This is a genomic window from Paenibacillus sp. YAE3 (genome assembly GCF_057546105.1).
This window is the reverse complement of record NZ_BAAIYF010000008.1, coordinates 1-19471: the sequence shown is the minus strand read 5'-3', so window position 1 is coordinate 19471 and position 19471 is coordinate 1. Positions and strand designations below refer to the sequence as shown.

Here is a 19471-nt window from a genome sequence, read left to right as displayed (position 1 = left end):
CGTTCAATAAAGATTTTAAGCATGACGAAAATTACATCATATGGAGGTTGAATGCTAGTGAATCAGGAATATGAGCAACTGTTGAACGCGATCGAAAACAAAAAGGCCGTGCTTGGCGTCGTCGGTCTGGGTTATGTCGGGCTTCCGCTCGCCGTCGAAATGGTCAAGCAAGGGTTTACGGTCATCGGCATCGACGTCGACCCGTCCAAAATCGAAAAGATCTACCACGGGGAATCCTACATTACCGACATCTCCTCGGAAGATTTGAAGGCATGCGTCGCCAGCGGCCGCTTCAAGCCGACGACCGATTACAGCATGATCACGGTGATCGATGCGCTCAGCATTTGCGTTCCGACGCCGCTCAGCGAAAATCAGGATCCGGATACGTCCTACATTACGAGCGTGGTCGACCAGATCAAGCTGCATATGAAAAAAGGATTGCTGATTACGCTGGAAAGCACGACCTACCCGGGAACGACCGAAGAGCTGATCCAATACGAAATCGAAGCTCTCGGCTATCGCGTGGGCGAGGACTTTTTCCTCTGCTTCTCGCCGGAACGCGTCGATCCGTCCAATACGCGCTTTAACACGTTTAATACGCCAAAAGTCATCGGCGGAACGACCGAGGCCTGCCTGAAGCTCGGCACCGCCCTGTATTCCAAATACGTGCAGCAGGTCGTGCCGGTCTCAACGCCGAAAGTGGCGGAGATGTCCAAGCTGCTCGAAAACACCTTCCGCAGCGTCAACATCGCGTTTATCAACGAAATGGCGATGATGTGCGACCGGATGGGCATCGACATCTGGGAAGTCATCGACGCGGCCGCGACCAAGCCGTTCGGATTCATGCCGTTTTATCCGGGTCCGGGCATCGGCGGCCACTGCATCCCGCTGGATCCGATGTACCTGTCCTGGAAAGCGAAAGGCTTCCGGTTCTACAGCAAATTCATCGAGCTGGCGCAATCCACGAACGACAACATGCCGTATTACGTTATCAGCAAAACGTCGACCATCCTGAACGAATACGCCAAGTCGATCAAAAAATCGAACATCCTGGTGCTCGGCATGGCCTACAAGCCGGACATCAGCGACCTGCGCGAATCGCCGGGACTCGAGGTGTACGAGCTGTACAAGGAAAGCGGGGCCAACGTCGAATATTACGATCCGTTTGCGACCAGCTTCCGCGACAAGCACGGAGAGACGGTCCAGAGCGTCGCGTACGATCTCGAGAAATTCAAAAGTTATGACTGCATCGTGCTGATCACGAACCACAGCGGCTTGAATTACGGCGACATCGCGTCCCTGGGCGTGCCGATTCTCGATACCCGCAACGCGTTCAAAAACTTCAGCGAACCTCATATCTACAAAATCGGACATTCCGTCCAGCATGTCCAAGAGCCGGATATGGCTTTGATCGGGTAATGACAAAGGAGGGAAGGATGGGAGAACAGTTCCATGCAAAAGCGAAACCTCGGATCGTCCTGGTCGTCTGCTTCTTGCTGCTCCTGCCCTTCCTGTTTACATCGTCAGCGATGGAAGAACAAAAAGCAACCTGGTTGTGGGACGCGTCATTGATCGAACATCCGGAGCCGATCCTGGACTTCTGCCGGGAGCAGGGAGTCGGCGTGATCTTTTTGCAGATCCAAAAAAACGTGGAGGATGAGCGGTACGGCCGTTTTATCGCCGCTGCCCGCGAGGCCGATATTTCGGTGCATGCCTTGGACGGCAGGCCGGAGTGGGCCTACGAAAAGCAGGGCGGGGAAGCGGAAAAATTCATTGACTGGGTTCTCGACTACAACCGCCATGCTCCGGCGGAAGAACGGTTTGCGGGCATTCAATTCGACGTGGAGCCGTATCAACTGAAGCGCTGGGAGCGGGATCAGTCCGGCGTAGTGGAAGAGTGGAGCCGAAACATGCAGGAATGGACGGACAAAGCACGCGAAGGCGGGCTTTACATGAGCGCGGCGGTGCCGTTTTGGCTTGGGAAAATCGAGACGGAGGACGGCAGGGGGTTAAGCCGGTGGATGCTGGAGCGTTTTGACGCCTTGGCCGTGATGTCCTACCGCGACAGCGGCACCCAAATGGTGGATCTTTCCCGCGGGATGCTGAACGAGGCCGACAGGCTCGGGAAATCCGTCTGGATCGGCATGGAGCTGGGGGAGACGAAAGAAGGGGATCACGTAAGTTTTTTCCGGAAGCCGGTGACGGTCATGGAGGAAGAAATGAAAAACGCCTACCGTCTCAGCGAAGTCCATACCTCGTTTGCGGGACTGGCCATTCATCACTACGAAGCTTGGATCGAAAAAATCGCCGCGGCGAACCCGAAGCGGGAGCCGGGCAGCAGCATGGGCAATTGACATCAGGACAACAGGAAAAAGCGTATTCTATGGCATGTCCATAGGATACGCTTTTTTGCATGTTGCGTTTATTCGTCGGGATGCTCCCGGCTTATTTTTTGCAGAAGATGGACGAGCTGATCTTCTTCTTCCGGGGTCAGATGATAGGCGATCTTCCGGTTGTGTTCATCCAAAATGGATTGGAGCACGGGCAGCAGCTCCTTCGCTTTGGCTGTCGGGAACAGGAAATGCGAGCGCCGGTCTTTAGGATCGGGCTGGCGCGTAATATATCCGGACTGTTCCAATTGCTTGATGGACCGGGCCGTCGTGGCTTTATCGAATTTCAGCTGATGGGTCAGCTGGTCCTGGGTGATGCCGGGATGATGCAGAATCGACTTGAGGAAGCTGTGCTGCCCGCCGCTGCCGATGCCGTACGGAGCCAGCTCCTTGGCAAGCCTTTTCTGGTTTTGCCGGTAAAGGTATGAAATTAGCTTGCCGATCGGTTCTTTCATAAGCGGCACCTCTTCCTGATGAGATCCATTCCTGAAAGTTAGTGTATCAAAAACCTGTTGCGCACGCAACTAATATGGGGTACACTGTTACTGTCAATTAGTTGCGTGCGCAATTAATTGGCGCAGATGACGACCAGGAGGGCGCATATGGGTTCATTGGAACGTACGTACCAAGAGGATGCGAACATCCAGAAGAGACGCTGGATCATCCTTATTGTTCTTAATTTGTTTACTTTTATGTCCACGCTGGACGGGAGCATCGTGAACATTGCGCTGCCCGTCCTCTCGAAGGAGATGGGTCTGCCGATCGCCCAGATCGAATGGGTAACGACGGGTTACCTGATGGCGATTTGCTGCTTCATCCTCTTTTTCGGAAAACTGGGGGATATCGCCGGCAAAATCCGTATATTTAAAATCGGAACGATCATATTTATCGTCGGGTCGTTGTTATGCGGACTGAGCCATACGCTGCCGTTACTGATTATTTCACGGGTCGTTCAGGCTTTGGGCGCTTCCATGACGATGGCGAACAGCCAAGGCATACTGACCGATATTTTTCCGGCGAAGGAGCGGGGCAGGGCGCTCGGACTCATCGGTACCTTCGTGTCCCTCGGAAGCATTGCGGGACCAAGCCTCGGGGGCATTATCATTTCCTCTTTAGGCTGGGAATATATTTTTTGGGTGAACGTGCCGGTCGGGCTCATCGCGATCGGGATGGGATGGAAGGTGCTTCCGGCCGATTTGATCCGGGTCAAAGCGAAAATCGACGCACCCGGCAGCTCGTTGTTCGCCGTGTTTATTATCACGCTGTTTGCAGGCCTTTTGCTCGGGCAACAGGCGGGGTACGGCAATTTGTGGATCATCGTTTTGCTTGCAGCCGCGCTGATCGCATTGGTGTGGTTTATACGGGCCGAGCTGAATCGCCAGAACGGGCTGGTGGATCTGTCGTTGTTCAAAAATCCGCTGTTCTCGGTCAGCATTTTATGCGGATTCCTCGTATTTACGGCGAATTTCTGTTTTAATATCATCGCGCCGTTTTATACCCAGAACATGCTGAATCTATCGCCTTCTTCGGCGGGTTTCATGATGATGTTGTTCCCGATATGCATGGTGATCGTGGCGCCTCTCAGCGGCGCCTTATCCGACAAAATCGGCTCCGAGCTGCTGACCTTTGCCGGTCTGGTCGTTATGGTCGCGGCCCAGTTCGGGCTCGCCTGGCTTCACGAAGGCAGCTCGCTTGTCATTGTCGGCGTTTGGATCGCCATGCTTGGCATCGGCAGCGGTTTGTTCCAATCGCCAAACAATTCCCTGATCATGTCCCAGGTGCCGCGCACCCAGCTCGGCTCTGCAGGGAGCGTCAACTCCCTGGTCCGGAACGTGGGGATGGTCGTCGGCATTACGGTAGCGACGACGATATTGTTCCATGTCATGAGCGCCAAGGCCGGGCATCGCGTGACCGGGCTTGTTCCCGGGCGTCCGGACATTTTCCTCCGCGGAATGCACGCCGTGTTTATCACTTCAGCTAGTATTTGTCTCGTTGCCGCCGTATTGACCGGCTGGCGAATGCTCCAGGCGAAAACGGCTAAACAGGCGGAACAACCGGCTTCCAAGCATTAAATCGGAAGCGGTGCTTCCGACGCGGATTTCGGGACGCTGACGCGGCTGGAACGGGCGTCCTGCGGAACTTGCGTGCAGCTTATGCTAAATGGGTCGAGTTCCACCGGATTAACTTAAAAGCCCCTGCGGTTGCAGGAGCTTTTTTTCTTTCGCCTGAACAAATCTTTTCCCCTCGGCGGTCGAGAAACCGGTTGGCCTGTCCGGCTCCGAAGCCGTAATTTCCGGAGGATGATCCTGCCGTCATCCTGGCTCGGGGCCGATCCCCAAATAAACGCATAGCTCGCAAGCCGTTTCCGCTTTGACGTAAGACCACAGCATAAAAAAGCGCCGCTGGTATCCCCGGCACAAGTAGAGGGCTTCCATTCCTTTTTCGTTCCGGGTTTCCTCGTATACCCGAATGCCGCGGGCCCGCATCGCCTTGCGGATCTCCGCCAGCCGTCGCACCGCTTTTTGCTGAACGCCCGACAAACCGCGGATATACACCTCCGGCAGCTTAAGGGCGAGCGTCTTCAGCGTCCGGATGTCCCGTTCCAGCACATCCAGCAAAACGACGTGCAGCATGTAGCTTTTGACAAGTACCGTATCTTCTTCGTCCGGCACGGGGGGGAGAGCGGATGCTTTCATGAGAGCACTTCCTTGCATCACGAATAGGAACGCATGTTCTATTTATATTCATGTTACGCGAAAAGGATGCATTCCGGCAACAACCAAATGTTTGAAATGAGGCCGGATTTTTTTTGGTATAATATTACCCATTGGCAGTCCGGGCCAGAAGCTATCCATTACGAAACCGGGGAGGATGTCATCTTATGATTTTGCATAAAGGGGAAGTATTATTCCATCAGGGGGACAGCGGCGAATATTTGTACCATATCAAAAGCGGGCTTTTTAAAGTGACGCGCCTGCACAAAAACGGGAACATGGTGCTTTTTAACATCTTGTATCCCGGGGAAACGGTGCCGCATCATTCCCTCATTACCCCGAAAGAAACCCACGGATCGGCCATTGCCCTTATGGACAGCGAGGTAGAGCGGATTGTAGCGGAGGATTGGTACCGCGAATTGCGGGAGCATCCGGAAAAAGCGCTGGAAATCGCGCTGCTGCTTCAGGAAAAAGTGCGGTTCATGCAAAAAAGGCTGGACCACCTGACGGTAGGGACGCCGGCGGAGCGGCTGGCGCTTTTGACCGAATGGCTGAACGATTATTCGCACGGCGTGCATTTCACCGACCTGCTGACGCAGGAGGAAATCGGGCAGCTGATCGGGGTTCGGCGGGAGACGATCAACCGTTTGTTAAGGGGGCATTAGCGGATGCTGCATCACGTGGAGATCAATGTATCGGAGTTGGGGCGGAGCCGGGAATTTTGGGAATGGTTTTTGACGCGGCTCGGTTACGAGCTTTATCAGGATTGGGATCAGGGGTTCAGCTTCAAGCACGGGAAAACGTATCTCGTATTCGTGCAAACGGAGGAGCGGTTTTTGGACGCCCCGTACCACAGAAAAGCGACAGGGCTCAACCATCTGGCTTTTCATGCGGAATCCCGCGCCGAGGTCGACGAGATGGCTTCTTTGCTGAAACAAAAGGGCGTCAAGCTGCTGTACGAGGACCGTTATCCCTACGCAGGGGGGCCGGAGCATTACGCGGTTTTTTTCGAAGATCCGGACCGGATCAAGGTGGAGTTTGCGTGCTAAAGGATGAAGACGCCTGACGTTTGAGGGACCTCACAAAATCCGAACCGGGCACATATACTGGGGTAACCGGATGTGCAGAAAGGAGATCGCTCCTATGGGTTACCCCCCGTATCGGGCATGGTATGCGCCTTATCCGTATCCCCGACCGGCCCGCGTCTGGGCCCGCGAATATCCGCAGGTCCAAACGGAAATTTTGAACCGGTCCCTGCAACACACCTACGGGCTGATGGAGGACGGTTACAAGGTCTTGAACAAGCTGTCCGAACATTCCTTTGCGGTTCAGGTCATGAGGGCCGCCCAAACGGGAAATAAGCAGGAGGTCGACCGGCTGATGAAATCGATCGGCGCGTCGAACCCCGTGCAGACCGATTTTTCCCCGAGCGGGATCGGCATTACGCTCGGTTCGCCCCAGCCGACCGCCTGCTGCAAATTAGCTGTATTTTTGAAATGGGGAGAAGGCTAAAAAAGAAAGGGATATTTGCCCTCTTAGAGGAGCAAATATCCCTTTTCGTTTTACAGCGTGCCGGCCGGGCCGAAAAATTCGTAGTGGATCCGTTCTTCCGGTACGCTCCACTCTTTCAGCGCCTTGTTCACCGCGCTCATGAACGGAACCGGTCCGCAGAAATAGAAGTCCGAATCTTGCGATACGATTTCCTGAAGCCAAGGCAGGTCGATGTATCCGGTTTTGTGGCAGAAGCCCTGGCCAAGCGGTTTTTCGTAGCAAATGTAGGATTTCAGGTTGCCGTGCGAAGCATCCAGCTGCTCGATATGTTCCCTCATGGCGTGGAAGCTTTCGTTGATGGCCGCATGAATGAACGTTACTTTTCGTTCAGGCTGCTCTTTCAGAACCGTCTCCAGCATGCTGACCATCGGGGTCAGGCCGACGCCGCCGCTGATCAGCACAAGCGGGATCGTCTGGGTCATATCCAGCGTAAACGTGCCTGCAGGCGCGCTGATTTCGAGCACGTCGCCTTCCTTCACTTGATCATGCAGGTAAGTGGAAACAACGCCTTCGGGTTTTCCCGGCGCTCCGCCTTCCCGTTTCACCGAAATCCGGTACGCGTCTCCGCCCGGAGCGGCGGACAGGCTGTAATGGCGGATTTGCGCGTAAGGTTGATGTTCAGGCTTCACGCGCACGGTAATGTATTGTCCGGGAAGATAGCCGGAAATCGCCCCGCCGTCCTGCGGCTTCAAATAGAAGGAAGTGATGACGTCGCTTTCCTTCACTCTGCGTTCGACGACGAACGGACGGAATCCGGCCCAGCCGCCAGGAGCGTTTTCGGCCTCGCGGTACATTTCGGCTTCGACGCCGATAAAGGCATCGGCGATGACGCCGTACGCTTCGGCCCAAGCATTCATGATCTCAGGCGTGGCCGCATCGCCCAGCACCTTTTTGATGGCTGCCAGCAAGTTTTCTCCGACGATCGGGTAATGCTCGGGTTTTACGTTGAGCGCCCGGTGTTTTTGCGCGATCTGTTTTACGGCAGGCAGGATGTCTTCCAAATGGTCGATATGCGCCGCGGCCGCATACACGGCGTTGGCCAGCGCCGTTTGCTGTTTTCCTTCCCGCTGGTTCGCGTGGTTGAATATGTTGAGCAGTTCGGGATGGTTTTCGAACAGCAGTTGGTAAAAGGCGGTTGTGATGGCTTTTCCGTGCACTTCCAAGACCGGAACGGTCGATTTGATGATGTCGATGGTTTGTTTCGTCAGCATAACGAATTCCTCTTTTCTTGATTATGTGTCGTGCTTTCTTCTTAAGTATAGGAAAGGCGAAACAGGCTAATTGTGATTCTGGTCACATCAAACATTGACAATGTGTGAACATCGGAACAAGAGAAAAAGGAGGAAAAGGTGGAAGTTATATGGAAATTTCGAACAATTTACTTACCCGGCTGTTTAGCAACGGTCCGAAATGTGTTATAATAAATATGTAACCAAACAAAAAAAGAAAGGATCAGGATACCATGTGTCCCCGAAGGAACCATCCCCAAAGGACGATTTGGAAACGTTATGATCTCTCTTACACGTAGCTCCCTTTCGTAGAGAAAAGTCACCTGGACAACCAAGGACGAATGACAAACTCTGCGAAAGAAGGAACTTCACATGCGAAGGACCAAGTCCCGCAGGTCCCGTACTTATCGCAGAGGTTTGCCAGACTCCTGACTAACCTACGACGATAAGAGGGAACCTGTATGAGAAAGAAAGACCATTTGATTTCTAAGTTTTCATCCATTGCAATGATGCTTTTCGGAACTTTTTTGCTGGCTTTTGCGTATTTTCACATCAATTTTCAAAATCATCTATCGGAGGGCGGATTTGTCGGCTTGTCCTTGCTCGGCAAATACGTGCTTGGGGTCAATCCGGCGCTGAGCACGCTGCTGCTGGACATCCCGGTCATTTTAATCGCCATGTTTTTGAAAGGCCGCAAGTTCGTCATGAACACGCTGCTTGCGACGTTATCATTTTCTATTTTTTACGAACTTTTCGAACGTTATTCGACGCTGGTCATCGACCTGCGCGATAATCTGCTGCTGGCGGCGCTGTTGTCCGGACTGGTCACGGGGTTTGCCACAGGACTGGTTCTCCGATTTGGGGGAGCTACCGGCGGAGATGATATTTTGTCGCTGCTCATTAGCCGCTGGAGCGGGCTTAAGGTAGGTACCGTATTTATTCTATTGGATGCCGCCGTATTGCTGCTGTCCCTGTTTTACATGCCGCTGAAGGAAACGCTGTTTACGATTTTGGCGGTAGGCATCGCCGGGCAGACGATCACGCTGACGGTTTCGTTCCGCAAGGGAAAAACGGTCGATCCCGTCGTTCCCGAACCGGCTGCTGCAACGCCCAAAAAAGCAACCAAGCCCGTTCATGCGGTGCGGAGTGCTCATTAACGGATAACCGTCCGATTCTGAACAAGGATCGGGCGGTTTTTTGTGTTTTCTAAACGAAACGGTGATCAACGGGCAAAAACTCTTTCCCTGATGCCGATCGACATTCGGCTGGAAAGAGTTGTGCCCGCTGGAGTCATAGGTTGGCCAGCTCGGGGCCCGGTGATGGAATCATTCTGCTGTCAGTGATTTGTTTGACCATGAACGAATTCGTGGTATCGCACGCAACATGACCCAATTCATTAGGGGATTCTTTATGGCAAATCGTTTCATCATCGTCTTGGATGCTTCTACTTCACGAAATGCATACTTGCTCATCTCCTCTTGATAAGAAGCGACGGCCTTCTCAAGCGGCGTGCCTTCGATTGCGGCCGTTTCAAGCTTTTCGGCGAGTAGGGCCGCATCGCGCAAAGCGGTGTTGCCTCCGTGCGATCCAGTGGGGGGCATGACATGTACCGCGTCTCCCATAAAGGCGATTCGCGAGACCGGCCACGCAGCCGGCTTTTTTGCCGCTTTAATGTTTACCGCCATGGTGTAATCGAGGTCGGATTGCTCCACGAAACGGCGCAGCACGGGGTGAAAGTCTTGGGCAGCCTTCAATGCAAGTTGTTGCAGCATCTCCGAGCGAGGTTTTCCTTGAGGTTCCGGAAATTGCTCTTTTGGCAAGAGAAGTGCCCACATCACATAATCGTCGGTAATTGGCGGTATTTGATCGATTCCAAAGCGTAGAAAAGCAGTCTGCGGAGACTCGCGGAAGTTCATCGAGGTAAAGAAGAAGCCGCGACTCGAGGGGCCGATGGCAAATACTCCGCTGGTTTTCAGCGGGCGGGGAATAATCGAGCGGCCGTTTTGGAAAAGCAGCGTGCGGCCATAAATCGCCCAACGATCGGTATCCTCCGGCTCGCAGTCAGGCAAATAGGATTTGCGCAAAGCTGAATTTACGCCATCGGCACCGACCACGAGCGAAGCATGGACACGGCTTCCGTCCGAAAAGTGAAGCGTTGCGCCATCGGATGTCGTCTCGGCACGGACCGCCGCTTTGCCGAAGTGCACCCGATCCCGAAGCCCTTCGAGCATAATGGTTCGAAGCGTTTGGCGATCGGCTTGCCGCGGTGTTCGCAAATCAGTGCCGCTCGGATCACTTTGAAAAGCGAAACTGAATACCTCGCCAAGACTCTGATTGGTTATCCGCATGTAACCAATTTCGTCGGTAGGCGAAGTGGTCGCGAGAAACAGCTGGAATAAATGAGGAGGCAGGCAGCGCTGAAGTCCCGCGATTCCGTGTTCGTCAAGAGTGATCCGGTATCCTTGGCGGCGGGCATGCGGCGCCGGATCACGTTCATAAATCTGCACGTCGAACCCGGCTCGAAGCAATGAATGGGCCAAGCACAATCCGCTTACGCCAGCGCCGGCGATGGCTACTGAAATTTTGGACATGTTCGTACATCCCCTTTTTCATTTTGCTTTTCAGCAAATGAATGCTAAAATAGTATTGAATTATTTATTTTATCTCATGAGATAAGATAATATTAAACGGAGGATGATACGAATGTCAAGAAAGCAAATCATACATATTCTTTCGGAAGAACTACGCAATAACAGTACGGCAACGATCCTGTTTCATGAGGCCATTGCCGCGAAACTGGGGCTGAATTCCACCGATCACAAATGCTTGGACGTCATATTGAAAAACCAGCCCCTCACTGCGGGGCAGCTTTCCGCTTTGACCGGATTGACGACGGGTGCCGTCACAGGGGTATTGAACAGACTGGAGCAGGCAGGATACGTCTCCCGAGTACAAGATCCCCAAGACAAAAGACGTGTCGTTATTTGCATCGACCAGGAGAAGGCGGCAAAAGATATTGTTCCGCTCTTTGAGTCCTTCGGAAAAGATTTGGATCAAATGTTATCGAGATACGATGATGCGGAACTTGAAAACATTCTCGATTTTATCAGACAATGCAATTTCTTGTTGAAGGATTTCACGAAAAAAATGAATAAATGATGTGCAGGTGCCTTATGCCGGAAGTCGGGAAGAATGATTGAGGGATAATCAAAAGTAGGGCTTTCATAAAAAATGGATAGGGAGAGGCATGTGCCGTCCTACCCTATCCATGCATGAGATTTATTCAAACAATACCTTATACTCCCCGTAACCCTGCTCCTCGAGTTCTTCCTTCGGAACAAAGCGCAGCGCCGCGGAGTTGATGCAGTAGCGCAGGCCTTCGGGGCCCGGACCGTCGTCGAATACGTGACCGAGATGCGAATCGGAGCTTTTGCTGCGGACCTCGGTGCGAACCATCATATGGCTCAGGTCGAGCTTTTCCTTGATGCTGTAATCGCGGATCGGGCGCGTGAAGCTCGGCCAGCCGCAGCCGGAATCGTATTTGTCCCGCGAGCTGAACAGCGGCTCACCGGATACGATGTCGACATAAATGCCTTCGCCGTGGTGATCCCAAAACTCGTTTTGGAACGGGGGTTCGGTCGCGTTGTTTTGCGTTACTTCGTATTGCAGCGGCGTCAGGCGCTGCTTCAATTCGGTTTTGTCTGTTTTCGGGGCCCATACCTTTTCCAAAAAGTCTTCCCGCCCGGAGCCTTTGCGGTAACGTTTGTAATGTCCCGGGTTCTTTTTGTGGTAATTTTGATGGTATTCCTCGGCCGCATAAAACGGTTTGGCCGGCAGGATCGGCGTCACGATCGGTTTGTCGAAGCGTCCGCTTGCCGCTAAGTCCGCTTTGGACGCCTCGGCCAGCTGGCGCTGCTCCTCCGTATGATAAAAAATCGCCGTTTGGTAAGATTGCCCGCGGTCATGGAATTGGCCGCCCGCATCGGTAGGGTCGATTTGCTGCCAATACAGCTCCAGCAGTTTTTCGTAAGGGAAAATGTCCGGGTTGTACGTAATCTGCACCGCCTCGACATGTCCCGTCGTATCCGAGCATACCTCCTCATAGGTAGGGTTCTCTTTATGTCCGCCCGTATAACCCGATACAACCTCGACGATGCCGGGCAGATCTTCAAACGGGGCTACCATGCACCAAAAGCATCCGCCTGCGAAGGTCGCTTTTTCCTGATGTGCCGCTTGTATTTCGCTCATGATATCACTCCGCTTTCATCTGTTTTTCGTAAATCCAATGGTATTGAAACAATAACCTTATACAATGATTATATCCGATATGGCGCACGAAAACCAAGGACCCCCCTTTAAGCGGACGGGAGCTTTTTGCGTTTGCGGTAAAGGAGCAGCATCAGTCCAAGCAGCAGCACGTAACCCGCGAACACGAGGACGGAGGCGAGCGGGTGTTTGGCCCCCTGGCCGCCCAGGAACGCATAAACCAAAATGCCGGGAAGTTTGCCGAGGCCGGAAGCGGCCGTATACGTCCAAAAAGGAATCGAGGCGACGCCCGCGAACACGTTTACGGCCATTTGGGGAAGGACCGGTATCAGCCGTCCGGCGGCCACGCTCATGAAAGGATGGGATTCCACCCAGGCGGTGAACGACTGCAGCATGCCGAATTTGTTCAGGTATGTCCTGGCCTGCTCGCGCAGCACCGTTCTCGAAAGCGCGTAAATGACGCTCCCTGCGATCATCGTCCCGAGCCAGCTCACGGCGGCCGCCCAGAACGTGCCGAAGGAAAAGCCGAGGGCGGCAATGACAAGCTTGTAAGGGATGACCGGAAACAGGGCGACCAAGGTCGAAAGGCAGACGAGCACAGGAAAGGAGCCGTGCTGCTGCATGTAATTTACGATGTCGCTCCGGTAGATCAAGGCGATCACAAGAACCGCCGCGTACAGGGCGGCAAGCAGCCATTTTTTCATCGGTTTCCTCGCTTTTAGGGATTCGTTTCATCCATCATATCAAATGTGGAAAGAAAAAATAAAACAAACTATAGCCATGTTCCAAACCGTCTGCTATAATGATCTCAACAAATGAATAGTTCCCAAAGGGGAGTAGCTCATGCAATAAAGTCGTCATTACGGGATAAGGATCCCCGGCTTTATTGGCAACATCACGTTGTTTTGCGAGACCTTTGCCTGATTTTCATTAGGTAAAGGTCTTTTTTGGTGAAAAAAAAGCGCCGTTTGCCTAATGAAGGTAAGGGCGCTTTTTTCATGCGGCGGACTAGTCATAGCAATCATTTTATTCGGGGAAAGGCATTTCCCTACAAAAAGAAAGGTGGAAGGAAAATGGAATTGTTAACCATGGCTTTTTGGACGGCGCTGCTGTCCATCGTCATCATTGACCTGGTGCTGGCCGGAGACAATGCCATCGTCATCGGTCTTGCCGCGCGCAACGTTAGAAAAGAAGATCAAAAGAAAGTGATCGTGTGGGGGACGGTCGGAGCGATCATCATCCGGGTCATCGCCACGCTGCTGGTCGTTCAATTGCTTTTGATCCCGGGCCTGCGGCTCGTCGGCGGGCTGGCGCTCGTCTGGATCGCTTATAAGCTCCTGATCGACGAGAAAAAGCATGATATTTCGGCGGGCAACCAGATGTGGGCGGCGATTCGCACGATCATCATCGCGGACGCCATGATGGGGCTGGACAACGTGCTGGCCGTTGCCGGCGCCGCGCACGGGGATTTCCTGCTCGTCATTATCGGTCTGGCCATTTCGGTGCCGATCATGGTGTGGGGAAGCACGCTGATCGTGAAGCTGACGGAACGTTTCCCGGTGATCATCACGATCGGGTCGGCCATTCTCGCCTGGACCGCTTCGAAAATGCTGGTGGAAGAACCGCTGGTCCACGATCTTTTCGCGAATGCGGTGCTGAAGTACGGTTTCGAGCTGGTGGTGGTTGCCGCGGTCGTGCTGCTGGGACTCTGGTCGAAAAAGAAAAAAGCGGAGGCTGCCAAAGGCCGGGCGGTCGGCATGAGCTGAATCGTCTTTCCTGTTCAGTTTCTTTCAACGAAAAGGTATAATGTGTAACGATCCTTGTTTTGCTAAAATCGCAAGAAGGACGTTGCGCATGCGTAAAACTACCGCTTAGCGGCGGGTTACCGCAAGGGGCGTCCAAAAGGCGCAGGACCGGTAATCCCGCCGCTTTTGCCGTCATGGAGGATAACGAAAGGCTTACGGCCTGGCGGCTTGGATAAAAACGAAGGGGAAATGCAAAAAATGAACGAATACCGCAAACAGGTTGAAGAAGGCATCGTGGAAAGCTACCGTCAGGACGAGGATATGATGATCCTTGTGTTCGCGCAGTGGTGCGTCAATGAAGGCCTCGATCCGGAAGAGCTGTACGGAAAAGCTTATCCGCAGCAGCAGAGCAATGAACGGCTGAAGCGGGTCCTGGAGCTGACGGTGCCGAAGGAGGAGGCCGGCCCCATCCCGGACGAAACCGTCCTTGGCGTGTTATCGCTGTTCGGCAACGAGGATTTGGCTTTCGTCGTATCCGAGGCGATCTCGAACCGACCGCCGCGAAAATGAATCGAAGCGGCGTCGCCGCCTAGAGGGGCCTATGTTAAAATCGGTAAAAGCGGACTGTGAATAATCGATAAAAGCGGGGGATGCAAAAATGAAAATCATTGTTGTGGGAGCAAACGGCACGCTGGGAAAGGCCATCTGCGATGAGCTTTCCCCGAAGCATGAGATCATTTCCGCCGGCCGGAGCGCGGGCGACGTGACGGTCGACATCACTTCGCCCCAAAGCATCCGGGCGATGTACGAACAAACCGGACGCGTCGATGCCGTCATCTGCGCCGCGGGCGATGCATATTTCGGACGTTTGGAGGAGCTGACGCCGGAACGCAACGAAATCGCCATTCTGAGCAAGCTGAAAGGGCAGATCAACTTGGTGCTGCTCGGGCAGGATTACGTGAACGACAGCGGCAGCTTTACGCTGACCACCGGCATCATTATGGATGACCCGATCGTCGGCGGGGCTTCTTCGGCAATGGCGGGAGGAGCGGTCCGGGCATTCGTTCAGGCTGCCGCCATCGAGCTGCCGCGGGGGATCCGGATCAACAACGTAAGCCCGAACGTGCTTGAAGAATCGATGGACAGCTACGGACCGTTTTTCCCGGGTTTTGAACCGGTTCCGGCGGCACGGGCCGCCAAAGCATACCGCAAAAGCGTCGAAGGCGCGCAAACCGGACAAACCTTTAGGGTGTATTAATCAGGGTCATGTTTTGAAACGAATCCACTGAGCGGGTATAATAAAACTCATCGACTGGGCGAATAGAACACCCAAGGAGTCATTCCAAAGAAGAAGCAATCTCCCTGCTTGGCGAGGGCCGAGGAGATTGCTTTTTTCACTATTTTATGCCGAAACAGCCTTTCATGTCCCTGCGCTTCGGACGTACTGCAGCCGCAGACAGAACCCTGCCGGTTTACGCAAAAAGCGGAGGCGGATCCCCATGCAAACGATGCGTGGAACCTTCGCAGACCGAAGCATCTGAGGGTAAAAAAAATATGTTGTGAACTTGTGCTACACTGTAAACAGGAGGGATTCATATGATATGTAACCGGAGCACCCCGATCGGTCCGCCGCGTTTCGGCACTGCCGTGCACGCCCTGATCTTGCTGGCCAAATGCGAAGGAATGCTTTCCAGCGCGGCCATTGCCTGCGATGTCCAATCGCATGCGACGTTCCTCCGCAGGGTATTGGCGCAGCTCACGCATGCCGGTATCGTCGAAGCGAGGGAAGGGCGGAACGGAGGATACTATCTGAAGCGCCGTCCGGATCAAATTACGCTGGCGGATATTTTTTTGGCTGTCCAATCGGATTGCTCCGAGCAAGAGGTCCGAGAGGATTGCGCACCGGGCCGGCAAAAGCTCGAAGCCATTATGGAAGAAGTGCAGAAGCAGACCGTCGAACTGCTTAAACAGCATACGTTAGCCGATTTGATGCAAGAATAATAAAAGGATTGCAATGTGAGCCGAAACGTTATATACTGTTGTCATTAAAGTTGCAGTTGGAAAGTTCGACTGCATTTTATTTTGAGATATACTGTGCCTGTAATGAGCACAGTAAAAATGAGGAGGAGAGAAGCATGTCCGTTTCACAATCGACCCAAACGGTAGAGCAGCAGGAGTTTTTCAACGTTATTCAGGATCGGCGATCCGTCCGCAGCTATGATCCCCAAGCCAAAATTTCGCGGGAGGAAATGAACGAAATCCTGCAGCAAGCCACGCTGGCTCCTTCGGCCGCCAACCTGCAGCCGTGGCGGTTTCTCGTCATCGACTCGCAGGAGCTGAAGCAAAAACTGCTTCCGATCGCCAACGATCAGCAGCAAGTGATCGAGGCTTCGGCCGTCATTGCGGTGCTTGGGGATTTGGAGGGCTATAAGTTGGCCGAAAAAATTTACGGCATGGCGGTCGATGCGGGTTACATGCCTGCAGAGACGGCTAAATCGTTCGTGGAGCGCTATCAAGGGCTGTTTAAGAGCATGCCTCAGGAGACGGTTCGCCAAAAAATATCCATTGACGCCGGATTGGTATCCATGCAGCTTATGCTGGTCGCTCGCGCTAAAGGGTATGATACGGTCCCGATGGGCGGCTATGACCATGTTAAATTCGTAGAAGCGTTCGATATTCCGGAGAGATACGCACCTATTATGCTGATCGCCATCGGCAAGGCGGCGAAGCCCGGACACCCGACGGTAAGATTGCCGATTGAGGACGTCGCTTTCTTCAACGAAATGCCTAAGGAATAACCAAATACAACGATCAGCCATTGGAATCCAATGCCTTTGCAAATAAAGCTCCCCTGCCTATTGCCGGGGAGCTTTCCTGCTTGAGCAAAATGTCCTTTTTCTTCTGAACGGTCGAATCCGCCTTCAAATCTGCTCGCGGCTTTCCATCCGGTATTCCTTCGGAGATTTCCCGAACCGGGAACGGAATACGCGGTGGCCGGCGGCGCGGTCCGTGCGTTCGTGCAGGCCGCCGCCATCGAACTTCCGCGCGGGATCCGGATCAACGACGTAAGCCCGAACGTGCTGGAGGAATCGATGGACAGCTACGCCCCGTTTTTTCCCGGTTTTGAACCGGTGCCGGCGGCGAGGGCGGCGAAAGCGTACCGCAAAAGCGTGGAGGGCGCGCAAACCGGACAAACCTATAAAGTGTATTAACCGAAAGCCGCTAATCACGCTTGCATGCGTCGTTCGAGCAACAAAGAGACCGAATCCCATGTAAACTGTACCCTATCGAGAAGACACTTTAAAAAAGTCTCTCGGTAGGGTACTTTTGTTTATAAGCAAAAAGATGGGGATGGGGAATTGAAAAATGAGCAAGAAAATATTCACGGATAGTGAAATCAAACAGTTATTAAATAATCCTTATGTGAAGTCTGTTTCTTCTAAGGCAATTACGTATACAGATGCATTTAAGCAGTTATTTATCTCAGAAAATAACAAGGGTAAGCTTCCTAGAGAAATATTTGAGGAATGTGTTTTGACGTAACCGTTATCGGGATCCAAAGAGTCGAATCCTCGAGAAAGAGATGGCGTGCGAGCTACCAGGAGAACGGAATCTTAGGTTTGCAGGATACTAGAAGCCAAGCATCAGGAAGGTCCCTTAAACGGGAGCTGACGCAGGAAGAGAAGTATGCCAGGCTGGAGGCTCAGAATGCCTTGCTAAGAGCGGAGAACGAACTGTTAAAAAAGATTCGTTTCATGGAGAGGGGGCAGAACAAAGGATAGTACTTTCACCTAATCAGAAATATGTCCTTATCTATGACATCATCAAGAAATATCAACTCCACCGTATGGTCAACTATTTATGTAGGGTGCCTGGGGTTTCTAGAAGTGGATATTACAGGTACTGGTCTTCCGCAGCAAAGCAAAAGAGAAGCGAGCGTGAGCAGCAAGATGAAAAGGTAAAAGAAATCATCTTAAAAGCTTATCATTTCAAAAGACGCAAGAAAGGCGCTCGATCCATCAAGATGACACTAGAGGGTCAGTTTCAGATTGTCTACAATCTGAAACGAATCAGGCGGATCATGAAAAAATACGGCATTTTGTGCCCTTTCAGGAAGGCAAATCCCTATAAGAGAATGATGAAAGCTACTCATGAGCACCGGGTCGTTCCTAACCTGCTGAATCGGGAATTTAAGCAGAATGTTCCTGGTAAGGTATTGCTGACGGATATCACCTATCTATTCTACGGTTCAAGTAAGAAAGCCTATTTACCAACAATCAAGGACAGTTCAACCAATGAAATTCTGGCCTATCATGTATCAGACCGAATCACAATGGACCTTGCGACAGATACCCTTCTTAAGCTTAAGAAAAACAGAAGCTTTAAAAAGGCCGATGGTGCCTTCATTCATTCTGATCAGGGATCTCATTATACACATCCGGATTTTCAAAAAATGGTTAAGAAAATGAAATTGAAACAATCCATGTCCAGGCGGGGAAACTGCTGGGATAACGCCCCTCAGGAATCCTTTTTAGGCCATTATAAAGAACCCTGTTTGACCTTGGATGAGTTAAAACGGGAAATTAAGGACTACATGGCCTATTACAATCACTACAGATACCAATGGAACTTAAAAAAGATGACCCCTGCTAAATACAGAGATCATCTTCTTCAATCTGCTTAGGCTTTTTTAAGAATGTCCTTTACAAGGGGTACCGTTTACTCCGGGTTCGTCTTTTTTTTGAGTTAACGAGCAAGCGTGAATATGTAGCCGGTGACCCATTGAAAGATGCTCTATTGTTGTTTACTTTCGTAATGGACACCGCGACGCGGTAAATGAGGATATGAAGTTGATCCGTGAACAGGTCATGAACGTTAACGAAGTGGCGAAGGCCACAGATAAGGTTCAAGAGATTCGAAAAGAGCAGCAGGAAACATGCGAGCAGTTACAAGACATCACATCCCGTCTTGAAACGCATGGAAGCGCAAAGGCTGGAGGTGGCCTTGGAGATAACCATTTTACAGTATAGACCATTGAACACGGATTAGGAGGCTGAGAAATCGGCCTTCTATTTTTATTTATTCACACTTAGTTCGCAATGTATAACATACCAATTATAAGTATAGTAGGTCACAAACAACGTTCCTAATTAAAATAAGTTACAGAAAAACACAAAATAAATATATAAATATTTTCATAGAAAATATATAAATTAACACTAGTATATAGTATATTTTCCATGGTCGACCAACCCAAAAAAGAACTAAACTACCGAAATATGGAAGAATATAATGTTTAAGAAAATGTATTTTGTTCTATCGTCTTCACTAGGGCGTGTATGCAAACCTAAGCAAGCCACACCATGATCGAGGCTAGTGTTAAAAAAGCCCTGAAAGTGTCTGCTAATTTATCAAAGCGAGTCGCCAAGCGACGATAGTTTTTCACTTTATTGAGCGTTTTGCAGTAATCTGAGGCCTTGAGCCGTAAGGATTTTCGGACATAAAAAAGGGACTTCACCCCAACTTGGAGAAGTTTTCAAGTGACCAAACCCAAAAACCTCAAGGATGGAGGAAGT

General features: G+C 51.9%; 20 protein-coding genes and 2 pseudogenes. 16 read left to right on the top strand and 6 right to left on the bottom strand.

Translation table 11 applies throughout. The features are described from left to right. Positions 1 to 51: 51 nt before the first annotated feature. Positions 52 to 1419 (top strand): nucleotide sugar dehydrogenase, encoded by a 1368-nt coding sequence (locus AC27KL_RS16275; protein ID WP_487170394.1) that lies wholly within the window; start codon positions 52 to 54, stop codon positions 1417 to 1419. Positions 1420 to 1436: 17 nt separating this feature from the next. Next, the gene (locus AC27KL_RS16270) at positions 1437 to 2354 is read left to right on the top strand and encodes a hypothetical protein (protein ID WP_487170393.1); all 918 of its coding nucleotides are present in this window, start codon (positions 1437 to 1439) and stop codon (positions 2352 to 2354) included. A gap of 68 nt (positions 2355 to 2422) precedes the next feature. Here the strand turns inward: AC27KL_RS16270 and AC27KL_RS16265 are convergent, their stop codons facing one another. Next, the gene (locus tag AC27KL_RS16265; protein WP_036707713.1) at positions 2423 to 2845 is read right to left on the bottom strand and encodes a MarR family winged helix-turn-helix transcriptional regulator; all 423 of its coding nucleotides are present in this window, start codon (positions 2843 to 2845) and stop codon (positions 2423 to 2425) included. A gap of 147 nt (positions 2846 to 2992) precedes the next feature. Here AC27KL_RS16265 and AC27KL_RS16260 point away from each other — a divergent pair, with 147 nt between their 5' ends. After that, positions 2993 to 4462 carry an MFS transporter gene (locus AC27KL_RS16260; RefSeq protein WP_487170392.1) on the top strand — a complete coding sequence of 490 codons (1470 nt, stop codon included), beginning with the start codon at positions 2993 to 2995 and terminating at the stop codon, positions 4460 to 4462. A 240-nt stretch (positions 4463 to 4702) separates the two neighbouring features. On the opposite strand, the gene AC27KL_RS16255 is transcribed toward AC27KL_RS16260, so the two are convergent. Continuing rightward, on the bottom strand, positions 4703 to 5086 hold the full coding sequence (locus AC27KL_RS16255) for a YhjD family protein (RefSeq protein ID WP_487170391.1): 384 nt from the start codon (positions 5084 to 5086) through the stop codon (positions 4703 to 4705). Positions 5087 to 5271: 185 nt separating this feature from the next. Here AC27KL_RS16255 and AC27KL_RS16250 point away from each other — a divergent pair, with 185 nt between their 5' ends. From AC27KL_RS16250 to AC27KL_RS16240, 3 genes are all read left to right on the top strand, one after another. Next, complete coding sequence (locus tag AC27KL_RS16250) at positions 5272 to 5769, top strand: Crp/Fnr family transcriptional regulator (RefSeq protein WP_212947013.1); 498 nt, start codon at positions 5272 to 5274, stop codon at positions 5767 to 5769. Between the two features lie 3 nt (positions 5770 to 5772). Continuing rightward, positions 5773 to 6153, top strand: coding sequence for a VOC family protein (locus tag AC27KL_RS16245; protein WP_212947011.1), 381 nt, complete (start codon positions 5773 to 5775; stop codon positions 6151 to 6153). Positions 6154 to 6247: 94 nt separating this feature from the next. After that, complete coding sequence (locus AC27KL_RS16240; RefSeq protein ID WP_339324201.1) at positions 6248 to 6616, top strand: YuzC family spore coat inner layer protein; 369 nt, start codon at positions 6248 to 6250, stop codon at positions 6614 to 6616. 50 nt (positions 6617 to 6666) lie between these two features. On the opposite strand, the gene hmpA is transcribed toward AC27KL_RS16240, so the two are convergent. Beyond that, complete coding sequence (gene hmpA / locus AC27KL_RS16235) at positions 6667 to 7866, bottom strand: NO-inducible flavohemoprotein (RefSeq protein ID WP_339324202.1); 1200 nt, start codon at positions 7864 to 7866, stop codon at positions 6667 to 6669. A 479-nt stretch (positions 7867 to 8345) separates the two neighbouring features. Between hmpA and AC27KL_RS16230 the strand changes: the two genes are divergently transcribed. Next, positions 8346 to 9041: a YitT family protein gene (locus tag AC27KL_RS16230; RefSeq protein ID WP_052146834.1), complete on the top strand. Its 696-nt coding sequence runs from the start codon at positions 8346 to 8348 to the stop codon at positions 9039 to 9041. 168 nt (positions 9042 to 9209) lie between these two features. Here the strand turns inward: AC27KL_RS16230 and AC27KL_RS16225 are convergent, their stop codons facing one another. Then, positions 9210 to 10475 carry an FAD-dependent oxidoreductase gene (locus AC27KL_RS16225; protein WP_487170390.1) on the bottom strand — a complete coding sequence of 422 codons (1266 nt, stop codon included), beginning with the start codon at positions 10473 to 10475 and terminating at the stop codon, positions 9210 to 9212. 112 nt (positions 10476 to 10587) lie between these two features. On the opposite strand from AC27KL_RS16225, the gene AC27KL_RS16220 reads away from it, so the two are divergent. After that, positions 10588 to 11043 (top strand): MarR family winged helix-turn-helix transcriptional regulator, encoded by a 456-nt coding sequence (locus tag AC27KL_RS16220; protein WP_487170389.1) that lies wholly within the window; start codon positions 10588 to 10590, stop codon positions 11041 to 11043. A gap of 120 nt (positions 11044 to 11163) precedes the next feature. Here AC27KL_RS16220 and msrA read toward each other — a convergent pair whose 3' ends face one another. After that, positions 11164 to 12132 carry a peptide-methionine (S)-S-oxide reductase MsrA gene (gene msrA / locus AC27KL_RS16215; RefSeq protein WP_487170388.1) on the bottom strand — a complete coding sequence of 323 codons (969 nt, stop codon included), beginning with the start codon at positions 12130 to 12132 and terminating at the stop codon, positions 11164 to 11166. 107 nt (positions 12133 to 12239) lie between these two features. Beyond that, the gene (locus tag AC27KL_RS16210; RefSeq protein ID WP_487170387.1) at positions 12240 to 12854 is read right to left on the bottom strand and encodes a TVP38/TMEM64 family protein; all 615 of its coding nucleotides are present in this window, start codon (positions 12852 to 12854) and stop codon (positions 12240 to 12242) included. A gap of 369 nt (positions 12855 to 13223) precedes the next feature. Between AC27KL_RS16210 and AC27KL_RS16205 the strand changes: the two genes are divergently transcribed. The 8 genes and pseudogenes from AC27KL_RS16205 (at position 13224) to AC27KL_RS16170 (ending at position 18925) form a co-directional block, all read left to right on the top strand. Continuing rightward, positions 13224 to 13916 (top strand): TerC family protein, encoded by a 693-nt coding sequence (locus AC27KL_RS16205; protein ID WP_212946998.1) that lies wholly within the window; start codon positions 13224 to 13226, stop codon positions 13914 to 13916. A 237-nt stretch (positions 13917 to 14153) separates the two neighbouring features. After that, a complete protein-coding gene (locus tag AC27KL_RS16200; protein WP_212946996.1) occupies positions 14154 to 14465 on the top strand; it encodes a hypothetical protein in 312 nt (103 codons plus the stop codon). Positions 14466 to 14553: 88 nt separating this feature from the next. Then, positions 14554 to 15153: a short chain dehydrogenase gene (locus AC27KL_RS16195; protein WP_339324209.1), complete on the top strand. Its 600-nt coding sequence runs from the start codon at positions 14554 to 14556 to the stop codon at positions 15151 to 15153. 338 nt (positions 15154 to 15491) lie between these two features. Beyond that, positions 15492 to 15896, top strand: coding sequence for an RrF2 family transcriptional regulator (locus tag AC27KL_RS16190; RefSeq protein WP_339324210.1), 405 nt, complete (start codon positions 15492 to 15494; stop codon positions 15894 to 15896). Positions 15897 to 16030: 134 nt separating this feature from the next. Continuing rightward, on the top strand, positions 16031 to 16693 hold the full coding sequence (locus AC27KL_RS16185) for a nitroreductase family protein (protein ID WP_487170386.1): 663 nt from the start codon (positions 16031 to 16033) through the stop codon (positions 16691 to 16693). Positions 16694 to 16870: 177 nt separating this feature from the next. Beyond that, a pseudogene (locus tag AC27KL_RS16180) lies at positions 16871 to 17107 on the top strand (Rossmann-fold NAD(P)-binding domain-containing protein); the annotation flags it as partial. Between the two features lie 154 nt (positions 17108 to 17261). Continuing rightward, positions 17262 to 18579, top strand: a pseudogene (locus tag AC27KL_RS16175) (IS3 family transposase). 166 nt (positions 18580 to 18745) lie between these two features. Continuing rightward, entirely contained in the window at positions 18746 to 18925 is a 180-nt protein-coding gene (locus AC27KL_RS16170; RefSeq protein ID WP_339324212.1) for a hypothetical protein, read from the top strand. The last annotated feature ends 546 nt before the right edge of the window (positions 18926 to 19471 follow it).